The organism is Shinella granuli, from assembly GCF_004341885.1.
GTDB lineage: Bacteria > Pseudomonadota > Alphaproteobacteria > Rhizobiales > Rhizobiaceae > Shinella > Shinella granuli.
On the sequence record NZ_SLVX01000003.1, the window covers coordinates 254,253 to 267,130 of the forward strand.

At 64.5% G+C, this 12,878-nt stretch carries 11 protein-coding genes; 10 read left to right on the forward strand and 1 reads right to left on the reverse strand.

Annotated features, from left to right (window positions below):
• The first annotated feature begins 54 nt into the window (after positions 1-54).
• The 5 genes from EV665_RS07345 (at position 55) to lysS (ending at position 6,924) form a co-directional block, all read left to right on the forward strand.
• Entirely contained in the window at positions 55-714 is a 660-nt protein-coding gene (locus EV665_RS07345) for a TetR/AcrR family transcriptional regulator (RefSeq protein ID WP_133033586.1), read from the forward strand.
• 134 nt (positions 715-848) lie between these two features.
• A complete protein-coding gene (locus EV665_RS07350; RefSeq protein ID WP_133033587.1) occupies positions 849-1,598 on the forward strand; it encodes a TerC family protein in 750 nt (249 codons plus the stop codon).
• 401 nt (positions 1,599-1,999) lie between these two features.
• Positions 2,000-3,772: an SLC13 family permease gene (locus EV665_RS07355; RefSeq protein WP_064331256.1), complete on the forward strand. Its 1,773-nt coding sequence runs from the start codon at positions 2,000-2,002 to the stop codon at positions 3,770-3,772.
• A 176-nt stretch (positions 3,773-3,948) separates the two neighbouring features.
• Complete coding sequence (gene gltX / locus EV665_RS07360; RefSeq protein WP_133033588.1) at positions 3,949-5,418, forward strand: glutamate--tRNA ligase; 1,470 nt, start codon at positions 3,949-3,951, stop codon at positions 5,416-5,418.
• 12 nt (positions 5,419-5,430) lie between these two features.
• Positions 5,431-6,924, forward strand: coding sequence for a lysine--tRNA ligase (gene lysS / locus EV665_RS07365; protein ID WP_064331258.1), 1,494 nt, complete (start codon positions 5,431-5,433; stop codon positions 6,922-6,924).
• A gap of 209 nt (positions 6,925-7,133) precedes the next feature.
• Here the strand turns inward: lysS and EV665_RS07375 are convergent, their stop codons facing one another.
• Positions 7,134-7,775 carry a hypothetical protein gene (locus EV665_RS07375; protein WP_133033589.1) on the reverse strand — a complete coding sequence of 214 codons (642 nt, stop codon included), beginning with the start codon at positions 7,773-7,775 and terminating at the stop codon, positions 7,134-7,136.
• A gap of 238 nt (positions 7,776-8,013) precedes the next feature.
• Between EV665_RS07375 and EV665_RS07380 the strand changes: the two genes are divergently transcribed.
• From EV665_RS07380 to EV665_RS07400, 5 genes are all read left to right on the forward strand, one after another.
• Positions 8,014-8,904 (forward strand): metal ABC transporter substrate-binding protein, encoded by an 891-nt coding sequence (locus EV665_RS07380; RefSeq protein WP_133033590.1) that lies wholly within the window; start codon positions 8,014-8,016, stop codon positions 8,902-8,904.
• Positions 8,901-9,770, forward strand: coding sequence for a manganese/iron ABC transporter ATP-binding protein (locus tag EV665_RS07385; protein ID WP_281048227.1), 870 nt, complete (start codon positions 8,901-8,903; stop codon positions 9,768-9,770). Before EV665_RS07380 ends, EV665_RS07385 begins: the two co-directional genes overlap by 4 nt.
• Positions 9,767-10,639: a metal ABC transporter permease gene (locus EV665_RS07390; RefSeq protein ID WP_281048228.1), complete on the forward strand. Its 873-nt coding sequence runs from the start codon at positions 9,767-9,769 to the stop codon at positions 10,637-10,639. The genes EV665_RS07385 and EV665_RS07390 overlap by 4 nt, the downstream gene beginning before the upstream one ends.
• Positions 10,636-11,490: a metal ABC transporter permease gene (locus EV665_RS07395; RefSeq protein WP_133033591.1), complete on the forward strand. Its 855-nt coding sequence runs from the start codon at positions 10,636-10,638 to the stop codon at positions 11,488-11,490. The genes EV665_RS07390 and EV665_RS07395 overlap by 4 nt, the downstream gene beginning before the upstream one ends.
• 121 nt (positions 11,491-11,611) lie before the next feature.
• On the forward strand, positions 11,612-12,847 hold the full coding sequence (locus EV665_RS07400) for an NAD(P)/FAD-dependent oxidoreductase (protein ID WP_133033592.1): 1,236 nt from the start codon (positions 11,612-11,614) through the stop codon (positions 12,845-12,847).
• The last annotated feature ends 31 nt before the right edge of the window (positions 12,848-12,878 follow it).

The following is a 12,878-nucleotide window of genomic DNA, read 5'->3' on the forward strand; positions in this document are numbered from 1 at the left end:
TCGAACCGAACGGTTCGAAATGGTTGACGCCAGGTCTCGAACACGGGAACGGAGATGCAGACGACGGACGAAAAATCGCGCACCCCGCAAACGGGCCGCCGCATTGCCGGCGAGGACCCTGCCAAGCGCGAGCAGATTCTCGATGGCGCGAAACGCGTGTTCATGGAAGAGGGCTTCGAAGCCGCCAGCATGAACGACATCACGCGCGCGGCCGGCGTCTCCAAGGGTACGATCTACGTCTATTTCGAGAACAAGGAAGACCTGTTCGGCTCGATGATCGAGCGCGAGCGCCGGCGGATCACCGAAACGGTGCGCCATGTGCTCGACGGCAGGCGGCCGATCGCCGAGACGCTGATGGAATTCGGCCTGCTCTTCGCCACGCACATGACGGCGGACCAGACGATCCGCGCCATGCGCATGGTGATCGCCGCCAACCATCGCCTGCCGAAACTCTGTAGCCGCTTCTTCTCCGCAACGCCGATCAACCCGGTCTCGGTGCTGCAGGAATATCTCGACCGACAGGTAGCGGCCGGCACCATCGTTTCGGACGACACGACCCAGGCGGCCAAGCAGTTCATCGAACTCACCACGGTCGGCCTTTTCAAGCCCCGCATCTTCGGCGCGATGGAAGAGGTGCCGCAGAAGGCCGTGATCGAACAGAACGTCGCCTCGGCCATAAGGGTCTTTCTCGCAGCTTATGGCGCAAAGCCCTGAAGACGCGGGCGGCGGTCATCAGATGACGAAATCGTGATATCCGCCCGAACGGCAGGCGGTTAGCTTGTCAGCAGTCAAATTCCGCATAAATACGAAGGTCCATTCTCAACCCGTATCTTGGAGAGGAAGACCGGATGGACAGCATTCTTGCGCTCATGCAAGACCCGGCCGCGTGGGTAGCCCTCGTCACGCTCGTCGTGATGGAGGTCGTTCTCGGCATCGACAACCTTATCTTCATCTCGATCCTGACGAACAAGCTGCCCCCCGAGCATCGCGAAAGGGCCCGCCGTATCGGCATCGGCCTCGCGCTCATCATGCGCCTTGCGCTGCTCGGCACCATTGCCTGGATCGTCCAGCTCACCACTCCGGTCTTCGAGGCCTTCGGCCATGGCTTCTCCTGGAAGGACATGATCCTGATCGCCGGCGGTCTCTTCCTCGTCTGGAAGGCGACGAAGGAAATCCACCACAATGTCGACCCCATCGACCACAAGGAAGACATGATGGGCGGCGCGGCCTCGACGACGTTCACGGCGGCGATCGGCCAGATCCTGCTGCTTGACCTCGTCTTCTCCATCGACAGCATCATCACCGCCGTCGGCATGACGCCGCACCTGCCGATCATGGTGGTCGCCGTCCTCGTCGCCGTCACGGTCATGCTGCTTGCGGCCACGCCGCTCGCCAACTTCATCGAGAAGAACCCGACGATCGTCATGCTGGCGCTCGCCTTCCTCCTGATGATCGGCACGACACTGATCGCCGAAGGCATGGGCTTCCATGTGCCAAAGGGCTACGTCTACGCTGCGATGGCCTTCTCGGCCCTTGTCGAGGTGCTCAACATGTTCTCCCGCCGGGCGCGGCAAAGGAGCAGGGCCTCGGGCCACTAGAGCAATTCCAGCAAAAAGTGCGAAGCGGTTTTGCGCCCGGAATTGCTTAAAAACAAACAGACAGAGCGTTTTCGCGATTCGAAGAAAAGCGGGAATGTTCCTGGCACGAAGAAACCGGCGGGACCTTCATCCCGCCGGTTCCCGTTTGGAAAGGTGCTGAAGACGGACCGGACAGGTGGGGAGCTCGACTGCCGTTTCGTTGGCCACGGGAAGAAACCGGAAAAACGCCCGTGTTCTCCATCCCCGTCGCGTCCGGTTGACACGGTCCGCCTTCTCTTGGCAAACCGCCCGGCAAATGGATTGTTCCGCAAAAGTTTGTGACCGGCTTGCGCGTCTTGCAGGAACCGGGAAGGCCCGTACGGAATTCATGTCGAGCATCGTCCCGCCGCACGGACCGAAATATGACCCTTGAGCAGACCTTCGCCTTCGTCGTCATCACGCTCATGATGGCGGCGTTCATCTGGGGACGGTTTCGCTACGACCTCGTTGCCTGTTGCTCGCTGCTCCTGGCGCTCGCGCTCGGCATCGTGCCCTTCGACAGGGCCTTTTCCGGTTTCAGCGACGACATCGTCATCATCGTCGGCAGCGCATTGATGGTCAGCGCGGCCGTCGCCCGCTCAGGCATCGTCAATCTCGCGGTCAAGCGCTTCTTCCCGAACCTCACCTCCGGCCGCGCGCAGCTCGCGCTGCTGCTCGTCTCCGTCGCGGTGCTCTCGGCGTTCATCAAGAACATCGGCGCGCTTGCCATCATGATGCCGCTCGCCTTCCAGTTCGCCCGGAAATCCGGCACGCCCGCCTCGAAATTCCTGATGCCCATGGCCTTCGCCGCGCTGCTCGGCGGCCTGATGACGCAGATCGGCACCTCGCCGAACATCGTCGTCTCGCGGCTGCGCCAGGAGATCACCGGCGAGAGCTTCACCATGTTCGACTTCACGCCCGTCGGCGCCACGCTGGCGGTCTGCGGCATCCTCTTCATGCTGTTCTTCAACCGCATCGTGCCGGAACGCACGAACAGCAATGCCAGCATAGAGGAATCGCTGGAGGCGGCCGCCTATTCCTCCGACGCGACGGTGGAGGAAGGTTCGCCCTCGGTCGGCAGGTTGCTGAACGACGTGCTGAAACATGGCGACGGCGAGGTGATCGCCACCGCCATCATCCGCGGCCATGTCCATCTCTCCCCGCTGCCCGATGTGCGCCTTGCCGCGGGCGACACGATCCTGATGGAGGGCACGGCGAGAGCGCTCGACAAGGTCGTCTCCGCCGCCGGCCTCATGCTGTCCGGCAAGCCGATCCGCGCCGGGCGCGGCGAGGAAGGCGAGATCAGCGCCATCGAGGCCGTCGTCGGCAACGATTCCCGGCTCATCGACATTTCGGCGCGCAGCATCGCACTGTTTCATTCCTACGGCATCAACCTGCTCGCCGTCAGCCGGCAGGGCGAACGGCTGCGGGAAAAGCTCTCCGCGGTGCGGCTGCGTCCTGGCGACATGGTCGTGCTGCAGGGCAACAACCGCACCCTGCCGACGCTCCTGCCGGAACTTGGCCTGCTTCCCCTCGCCCAGCGCGAGATCCTGCTCGGCGCGCCCCGCCGGGCGATCATCCCCGTGCTGGTGCTGATCGCCGCCATGGCCTCCACCGCCATCGGCCTCGTGCCGGTGGCGACCGGCTTCTTCGCCGCCGCCGTCGCCATGGTGCTCTTGCGCGCCGTGCCGCTGCGCGAAGCCTATGCCGCGCTCGATGGGCCGATCCTCATCATGCTCGCCTGCCTCATCCCCGTCTCCGACAGCCTGCGCACGACGGGCGCCAGCGAGCTCATCGCCGGCTGGCTGGGCGATGTCGCCGTGCACCTGCCGCCCTTCGGCGCCCTCGCCCTCATCCTTTTGACCGCCATGGCCGTCACGCCCTTCCTCAACAATGCCGCGACGGTGCTGGTCATGGCGCCGATCGCCGCGAGTTTCGCCGGCGCGCTCGGCTATCGGCCGGAGGCCTTCCTGATGGCGGTAGCGATCGGCGCGGGCTGCGATTTCCTCACCCCCGTCGGCCACCAGTGCAACACGCTGGTCATGGGGCCGGGGGGCTACAAATTCGCCGATTATCCGCGGGTCGGCCTGCCCTTGTCCTTCCTCATCGTTCTCGTCAGCGTACCGGCCTTGCTCTACGTCTGGCCGGTGCAATAGGCGCGGCTGACTTTTTCTTGACGCGCCGGGCTGAATATGGTCTCACGCAGCCCAACGGAAAGCCTTTCCCCGCCGCCTGTCCGGCGCAAAACCGGGCTCTCCCTCCCTAAAGTGACGCCTTCGCCGCCGGAACCGCCGGCCCGGGGGCGTAGAACCATGTCAAGACGGGCCAAACCATGAGCACTTCCGCAACCGCCTCCGGCGTTCGCGTCCGCATCGCACCCTCCCCGACCGGTGAGCCGCATGTCGGCACCGCCTATATCGCGCTGTTCAACTATCTCTTCGCCAAGAAGAACAACGGCACCTTCATCCTGCGCATCGAGGATACGGACGCCACGCGCTCGACGCCGGAATTCGAGCAGAAGGTGCTGGACGCGCTGAAATGGTGCGGCCTCGAATGGTCGGAAGGCCCCGACATCGGCGGCCCCTACGGCCCCTATCGCCAGTCCGACCGCAAGGACATCTACCGTCCCTTCGTCGACAAGATCGTCGCGAACGGCCACGGCTTCAAGTGTTTCTGCACGCCCGAGCGGCTGGCGGAGATGCGCGAGGCGCAGCGCGCCGCCGGCAAGCCGCCGAAATATGACGGCCTGTGTCTCCATCTCTCCGCCGAGGAAGTGAAGACGCGCGTCGAGGCGGGCGAGCCGCATGTCGTGCGCATGAAGATCCCGACCGAAGGCTCCTGCAAGTTCGTCGACGGCGTTTACGGCCCGGTCGAAATCCCGTGGGATGCCGTCGACATGCAGGTCCTGCTCAAGGCCGACGGCATGCCGACCTACCATATGGCGAACGTCGTCGATGACCACCTGATGAAGATCACGCATGTCGCGCGCGGCGAGGAATGGCTCGCTTCGGTGCCGAAGCACATCCTCATCTACCAGTATCTCGGCCTGGAGCCGCCGGTCTTCATGCACCTGTCGCTGATGCGCAACCACGACAAGTCGAAGCTCTCGAAACGCAAGAACCCGACCTCGATCTCCTATTACTCCGCGCTCGGCTACCTGCCGGAAGCGCTGATGAACTTCCTCGGCCTGTTCTTCATCCAGATCGCCGAGGGCGAGGAACTGCTGACCATGGATCAGCTCGCCGAAAAGTTCGATCCGGAGAACCTGTCCAAGGCCGGCGCGATCTTCGACATCCAGAAGCTCGACTGGCTGAACGGCCGCTGGCTGCGCGAGCAGCTTTCAGAAGAGGAATTCGTCCAGCGCGTGCTTTCCTGGGCGATGGAGAACGACCGCGTCCGCCAGGGGCTGAAGCTCTCGCAGTCGCGCATTTCCAAGCTCGGCGAACTGCCGGACCTTGCCGGCTTCCTGCTGAAATCCGACCTCGGCCTGACGCCGGAGGCCTTCGCCAAGGTGAAATCCACGCCGGAAGAAATCCTCGCAGTCCTCAATCAGGTCCAGCCCGATCTCGAAAAGATGCCGGAATGGACCGTGGAGAGCATCGAGGCGGAGCTGCGCGCCAGCGCCGACAAGCTCGGCAAGAAGCTGAAGGTCGTCGTCGCCCCGCTCTTCGTCGCCGTCTCCGGCTCGTCGCGCTCGCTGCCGCTCTTCGATTCGATGGCCATCCTCGGCCGCTCCGTCGTGCGCCAGCGCCTCAAAGTGGCCGCGCAGGTGGTTGCCTCGATGGTCGGCAGTGGAAAGTAAGGAACAAGAAGAATGAACGAGAAGACAGAAACCGCCCTTTCCTCCGACCCGACGGAAGTCCGCCGCCAGAAGCTCGACCAGCTTCGCCAGACGATCGGCGACGTCTACCCGGCGCATTTCCACCGGACGATGACGAATGCCGAACTTGCGGAAAAATACGAGGACCTGGCGCCCGATACCGAGAGCGGCGACGTGGTGACGGTCGCCGGCCGCGTCTATTCCTCGCGCAATTCCGGCATGTTCATGGACATCCATGACGCCTCGGGAAAGATCCAGATCTTTTCGCACAAGGACACGACGCCCGAAGAAGCCCGCGCGCTGCTGCCGATGATCGATCTCGGCGACATCATCGGCGTGACGGGCGTCGTGCGCCGCACCAAGCGCGGCGAGCTGACGATCAACGCACAGCAAATCGTCATGCTGACGAAGACCCTGCTGCCGATGCCGGAAAAGTGGCATGGCGTGGCGGACATCGAGATCCGCTACCGCAAGCGCCACCTCGACATCATGACCAACGAGGAATCCAAGCTCCGCTTCCAGCAGCGCTCGAAGATCGTCTCCGGCATCCGCCGCTTCATGGAGAACGACGGCTTCATGGAAGTGGAGACGCCCATGCTGCATTCCGTCTATGGCGGCGCGACGGCCGAGCCCTTCAAGACGCACCACAACACGCTGAAGCTCGACATGTACCTGCGCATCGCGCCGGAACTGTTCCTGAAGCGCACGCTGGTTTCGGGCTTGACCGACAAGGTGTTCGAGATCAACCGCAACTTCCGCAATGAGGGCGTGTCCACCCGGCACAATCCCGAATTCACCATGATGGAGTGCTACTGGGCTTATGCCGACTACGAGGACATCATGGACCTCGTGGAACGCCTCTTCGCCGAGCTCGCGGTCAAGATCCACGGCTCGACCGAATTTTCCTACGGCGACAAGCAACTCTCCTTCAAGGGCCCGTTCAAGCGCGTGCCGATGCCCGACGCCGTGAAGGAAGCGACCGGCATCGACTTCCTCGCGATCAAGACGGACGAGGAAGCGCGCGCCGCTGCCAGGGCCGCCGGCTTCGAAGTCGAGAAGGACTGGACCTGGGGCGAATGCCTTGCCTTCGTCTTCGAGGAGAAGGTCGAGCCGACGCTGATCCAGCCCTCGCACGTCACGCACTTCCCGAAGGACATCTCGCCCTTCGCCAAGGAAGTGCCGGGTGAACCGCGCCTCGTCGAGCGTTTCGAGACCTATTGCAACACCTGGGAACTCGGCAACGCCTTCTCCGAGCTGAACGATCCGGAAGAACAGCGCGCCCGCATGGTCGAGCAGCTCGAACAGGCCCATGCCCGCGGCGAGAAGGACAAGCAGCTCGACGACGAATTCCTGGATGCTATCGACCAGGGCATGCCGCCCGCTGGCGGCCTCGGCATCGGTGTCGACCGCCTGATCATGCTGCTCACCAACGCCTCGTCGATCCGCGACGTCATCCTCTTCCCGGCCCGCCGGGCAAAGGCGGACTGAGAGCTGAGGCGGCTGATGCCGGCCACCTCTTGTCTGATTTCGTCCTTGGCTCTTGCCCCTCACCCTAACCCTCTCCCCGCAAGCGGGGAGAGGGGACATGCCCCACGAACGGATATTGGTTGAGGAAACGAGCGGGTCCTATCCCCTTCTCCCCGTTTACGGGGAGAAGGTCGCGGCAGCGGGATGAGGGGCATTCCCTCCTCTACCCGTCAATGCTCGCTGGCGGCGACCTCGTGCGACCCGTCTTCGGCTGACGCTTCGCCGTGGCCACCTTCGGCCTTCGCCTCGCGATGGCCACCCGCTTCCTCGACGGCATGCGGATCGATACAATCCGCCCGCTCCTTCATCGCGGTCACGATGGTCTTGATCTCGTCCAGCGAAAGCTCCTTGCGCTCGCCGTAGAATTCGCCGTTGCCCGCCGGCTGGCCGGTCGTGTAGCGCGCGACGAACGGTGCCGCCATTCCGGGGATGGCTGACGGGTTGCGTGCGAAAAGCACCTCGGCGCCGATGGCGCGGCCGCGCATGTCGGCCCGGTTCACGGGTCCGGCGGCATCGAGCAGGATGACCTGGTAGAGATCGGCCTCCTCGTGGTTGGATACGGCACCGGCGACACGCAGCGCCGTCTTGATGCGCACATCCCCGTCCTTGGCGTCCGAGCGCACATATTTGCGCAACCACTGTTGGCCGTTGCGATCGAGGCGGACGGTGGACACCGTTGTACAGGCAGCGCCCGACACCTGTTCCGCCGGTGGCCCGAGCAAAGCATCGCGCCCGACGAAAATCGCGGCAGCCCCCGACGCACCCGTCAGCACGACGACGCCGGTGACGATGATCAGAAGCTTCCGGGACAAGCGGAAAGAGGTCGGAAGGAACTTCACGGGCGGTGGACTTCTCTTGAAACGCAGGAACACGAACGCGCCGAGAGCACGCGAACTGCCCGCACTCTACAGGCCGGGCGTTTCGGAAGTTTTAAACCCGGGCGTCCGATTCCGGGACGTTTTTGCGAATGATTTGCAATTGCGTTGACAGGGGCGAAAACAGCCCTATAGTTTAATGCAACTCATTCGCAAAAGCAGATCAGGAGAGCCGATGCTCCGCCGTTCGTTCCATACCCTTCTTCTCAGCCTGCCGCTTCTGATGGCAGGCCCCGCTCTTGCACAGGAAAAACCGAAGGTCGTCACGAGCTTCACCATCATCGCCGACATCGCGGCGAATGTGGCGGGCGATGCCGCCGTGGTGGAATCCATCACCAAGCCGGGCGCGGAGATCCACAACTACCAGCCGACCCCGCGCGATATCCTGAAGGCGCAGGACGCCAAGCTGGTGCTGTGGAACGGGCTGAACCTCGAACTCTGGTTCGAGAAGTTCCTCGCCAATCTCGGCGATGTGCCGAACGTCACCGTCAGCGAGGGCATCGAGCCGATGAGCATCGTGCAGGGCCCCTATGAGGGCAAGCCGAACCCGCATGCCTGGATGTCGCCGGCCAACGCGCTCATCTATGTCGAGAACATCCGCAAGGCGCTGGTCGCGCTCGACCCCGCCAATGCCGCGACCTATGACGCGAACGCCAAGGCCTACAGCGAGAAGATCACCGCACTCGGCGCCGAGATGAAGACGAAGATCGATGCATTGCCCGAGGAAAAACGCTGGCTCGTCACCAGCGAGGGCGCCTTCAGCTACCTCACCCGCGATTTCGGCCTCAAGGAACTCTTCCTCTGGCCGATCAACGCCGACCAGCAAGGCACGCCCAAGCAGGTGAAGGCCGTGATCGACGCGGTGCGCGAACACAATATCCACGTCGTCTTCTCTGAAAGCACCGTTTCAGACGACCCGGCAAGGCAGGTGGCCGCGGAGACCGGCGCGGCCTATGGCGGCGTGCTCTATGTCGACTCGCTGAGCGAGGCGGACGGCCCCGTGCCGACCTATCTCGACCTCCTGCGCGTCACGTCGGAGACCATCGTGAAGGGTCTTTCACAATGATGATGGGCGGCAGGCCGAAGAAGGTGGACGGCATTCTCGCCGAGGACGTGACCGTCACCTACCGCAACGGCCACACGGCGCTGACGCATGCCAGCTTCTCCGTGCCGAAGGGCACGATCACCGCGCTCGTCGGCGTCAACGGCGCCGGCAAGTCCACGCTCTTCAAGGCGATCATGGGCTTCGTGCCGGTCGCCGCCGGCAAGGTGACCATCCTCGGCCTTTCCGTGAAGGAGGCGCTGAAGAAGAACCTCGTCGCCTATGTGCCGCAGGCCGAGGAGGTCGACTGGACCTTCCCCGTGCTCGTCGAGGACGTCGTCATGATGGGCCGCTACGGCCACATGAACTGGCTGCGTATTCCGACGAAGCACGACCACGAGATGGTCGAGCAAGCGCTGTCGCGGGTGAACATGAGCGACTTCCGCAAGCGCCAGATCGGCGAGCTCTCGGGCGGGCAGAGGAAGCGCGTCTTCCTCGCTCGCGCGCTCGCGCAGGAGGGCCAGGTGATCCTGCTCGACGAGCCCTTCACCGGCGTCGACGTGAGGACGGAGGAGCAGATCGTCGACCTGCTCGGCAAACTGCGCGACGAGGGCCGCGTCATGCTGGTCTCCACCCACAATCTCGGCAGCGTGCCGGACTTCTGCGACCGCACCGTCTTCGTGAAGGGCACCGTCATCGCCTCCGGCCCGACGGCCGAGACCTTCACCGAAGCCAATCTGGAGCGCGCCTTCGGCGGCGTGCTGCGCCACTTCATCCTCGGCGGCCGCGACCTGCACGACGACGAGGACAAGCGCTCCGTCAAGGTCATCACCGACGACGAGCGCCCCTTCGTCATCTACGGCGAGCGCGACGCGGAGAAGACGCCGTGATCGACACGCTCCTCGAACCCTTCGGCTACGGCTACATGGTGAACGCCATGTGGGTGAGCGCGCTGGTCGGCTGTATCTGCGGCTTCCTGTCCGCCTATCTCATGCTGAAGGGCTGGTCGCTGATCGGCGACGCGCTCTCCCATTCCATCGTGCCCGGCGTTGCCGGCGCCTACATGCTGGGCCTGCCCTTCGCGGCCGGCGCCTTCCTCTCCGGCGGGCTTGCCGCCGCCACGATGCTCTTCCTCAACCGGAAGACCAGATTGAAGGAAGACGCCATCATCGGCATGATCTTCTCCTCCTTCTTCGGCCTCGGCCTCTTCATGGTCTCGCTCGCCCCGACGCCGGTGAACATCCAGACCATCGTGCTCGGCAACATCCTCGCCGTCAGCCCGGAGGACACGATCCAGCTCGCCATCATCGGCGTCGTCACGCTCGTCATCCTGCTCCTGAAGTGGAAGGACCTGATGGTCACCTTCTTCGATGAGAGCCATGCCCGCTCGATCGGCCTCAACCCGACGGGCTTGAAGATCCTGTTCTTCACGCTGCTCAGCGCCTCCACGGTCGCGGCCATGCAGACGGTCGGCGCCTTCCTCGTCATCGCCATGGTGGTAACGCCGGGTGCTACCGCCTATCTGCTGACGGACCGCTTCCAGCGGCTGATCACGATCGCCGCCGCGCTCGGCGCCGGCACCAGCCTCGTCGGCGCCTATATCTCCTATTTCCTGGATGGGGCGACGGGCGGCATCATCGTCGTTCTGCAGACGGCGATCTTCTTTACCGCCTTCCTCTTCGCCCCGAAACACGGCCTTCTTGCCGCGCGCCGCAGGGGTCGCCTGGCGCTCGAAGCCCTGGAGGCGAAGCTGCCATGAACGAGACACTCGAACTTGCGATCATGCCCTTCCAGCTCGCCTTCATGCAGAACGCCTTCCTGGTGACGCTGATGATATCGGTGCCGATGGCGCTGCTCTCCTGTTATCTCGTGCTGAAGGGCTGGTCGCTGATGGGCGACGCGGTCTCCCATGCTGTCCTGCCGGGCGTCGTCATCGCCTATGTCCTGGGCCTGCCCTTCGCCGCCGGCGCCTTCGTCGCGGGCCTGTTCTGCGCGCTTTCGGCCGGCTACCTCAAGGACAACAGCCGGGTGAAGGAGGATACGATCCTCGGCATCGTCTTTTCCGGCATGTTCGCGCTCGGCCTCGTTCTCTACGTGAAGATCCAGCCGGATATCCATCTCGACCACATCCTCTTCGGCGACATGCTCGGCATCGCCGCCGCCGATCTCGTGGAGACGGCCGCGATCGCCGCGGCCTCGACGGCCTTCATCCTCCTCTTCCGCAAGGACCTCCTGGTGCATGCCTTCGACCGGCAGCACGCCTCGGCCATCGGTCTGCCGGTGAAACTGCTGCATTACGGCCTGCTCGCCGTGCTGTCGCTCGTCGTGGTCGGCGCGCTGAAGGCGGTCGGCATCATCCTCGCCATCGCCATGCTGGTGGCGCCGGGCGCCATTGCCGCCCTCCTCACGCGGCGCTTCCCGAGCATGCTCATGGTCGCCGTCGCGGTTGCCCTCGGCGCCACCTTCTTCGGCATCTGGCTGAGCTTCCTCATCGACAGCGCCCCCGCCCCGAGCATCGTGCTCCTGATGACCGTCCTCTTCGTGCTCGCCTTCCTGCGGCAGGTGCTGCAGAGCCGCAAACCGGCGCAGGAGGCCGGCGAGCGGGCCTGATCCGGCACGGCTGCCGCTCGGTCGACAGCCGTGCGCTTTCCGTCTATCGTCCGCCGCAACCTGCCGTTCCTGCTTCGCGAGGGACGGCGCAACGAACGAAAACAACACGCAACGGGACGGCATGGCGCATATTGGTATCGTCGGCGGCGGCCTCATGGGCTGCGCCACAGCGCTCAATCTCCTGGAACAGGGCCACAGCGTCACCATCCTGGAGCGGGACGCCGGCGGCCTGCCGGCCTCGGTCGGCAATGCGGGCATCCTGGCCGTGCCGGAAATCGATCCGCTCGCCCGGCTGGACATGCTGCTCTCCGTGCCGAAATGGCTGCTCGATCCGCTGGGGCCGCTGACCCTGCGCTGGCAGGATCTGCCGGCGCTCACCCCCTGGCTCATCCGCTTCCTCCTTTCGGCCCGCGCCGGCACGGCCGCAGAAAGCCGCAAAGCCCTGCTTTTCCTCATGAAGACGGCGGAAGCCGATCATGTGCGCCTCGGCGCGATGGCCGGCCTCTCCGGCCATATGCGCGACACCGGCGCGCTGACGGTCTTCGACAGCGCCGCGGCCCGCGACAAGGTGTTCGCGCACGAGGCGGAGAATGCCCGGCTGATCGGCTGCAACGTTGAGGCGCTGGACGTGGAAGAAGCCCGCCGTCGCGTGCCGGCCCTCTCGGGACCTTTTGCCGGCGCCATCTTCAACGACGGCTACAAGACCTTCGAATATCCGTTGACCTTCCTGCGCCGCCTGCAGGCGCTGCTGCGCGACCGCGCGGCACTGCTCGACGCCACCGTGTCGCGGGTCGCCCGGGCGGAGAGCGGCATCAGCGTGACGACGGAGGGCGGCCGGACCTTCACCTTCGATCGCCTTGCGATCACCGCGGGCGTCTGGTCGCGCCGCTTCGTCGCCGATCTCGGCCTGAAGGTGCTGCTTGAAACCGAGCGCGGCTACAACACCACCTTCATGAACCCGTCGACGACGCTCGAAATGCCGGTCTTCTTCTCCGAGCACGGCTTCGTGGCGACGCCCTTCGAGAATGCGCTGCGTATCGGCGGCGCGGTGGAGCTCGCCTCGCCCGACGCGCCCGCCAACTACAGGCGCGCCGCCGCCATGCGCAGGAAGATGCGCCGCTACGTGCCGGACCTTCCGGAAGAAGGCGGCACCGAATGGATGGGGCGGCGCCCCTCCACCCCGGATTCGCTGCCCGTCATCAGCCTGCATCCGGGCGATCCGCGCATCGCCTTTGCCTTCGGCCACGGCCATCTCGGCCTCACGCTTTCCGCAACGACCGGCCGCCATGTCGCCCAACTTCTGGCCGGTGAGGGTGAAAGCGCGCTTGCCCCCTTCTCCATCGCCCGTTTCCAGTAGGCGCGCGATCTCCATAAAGACAAGAAGAAAG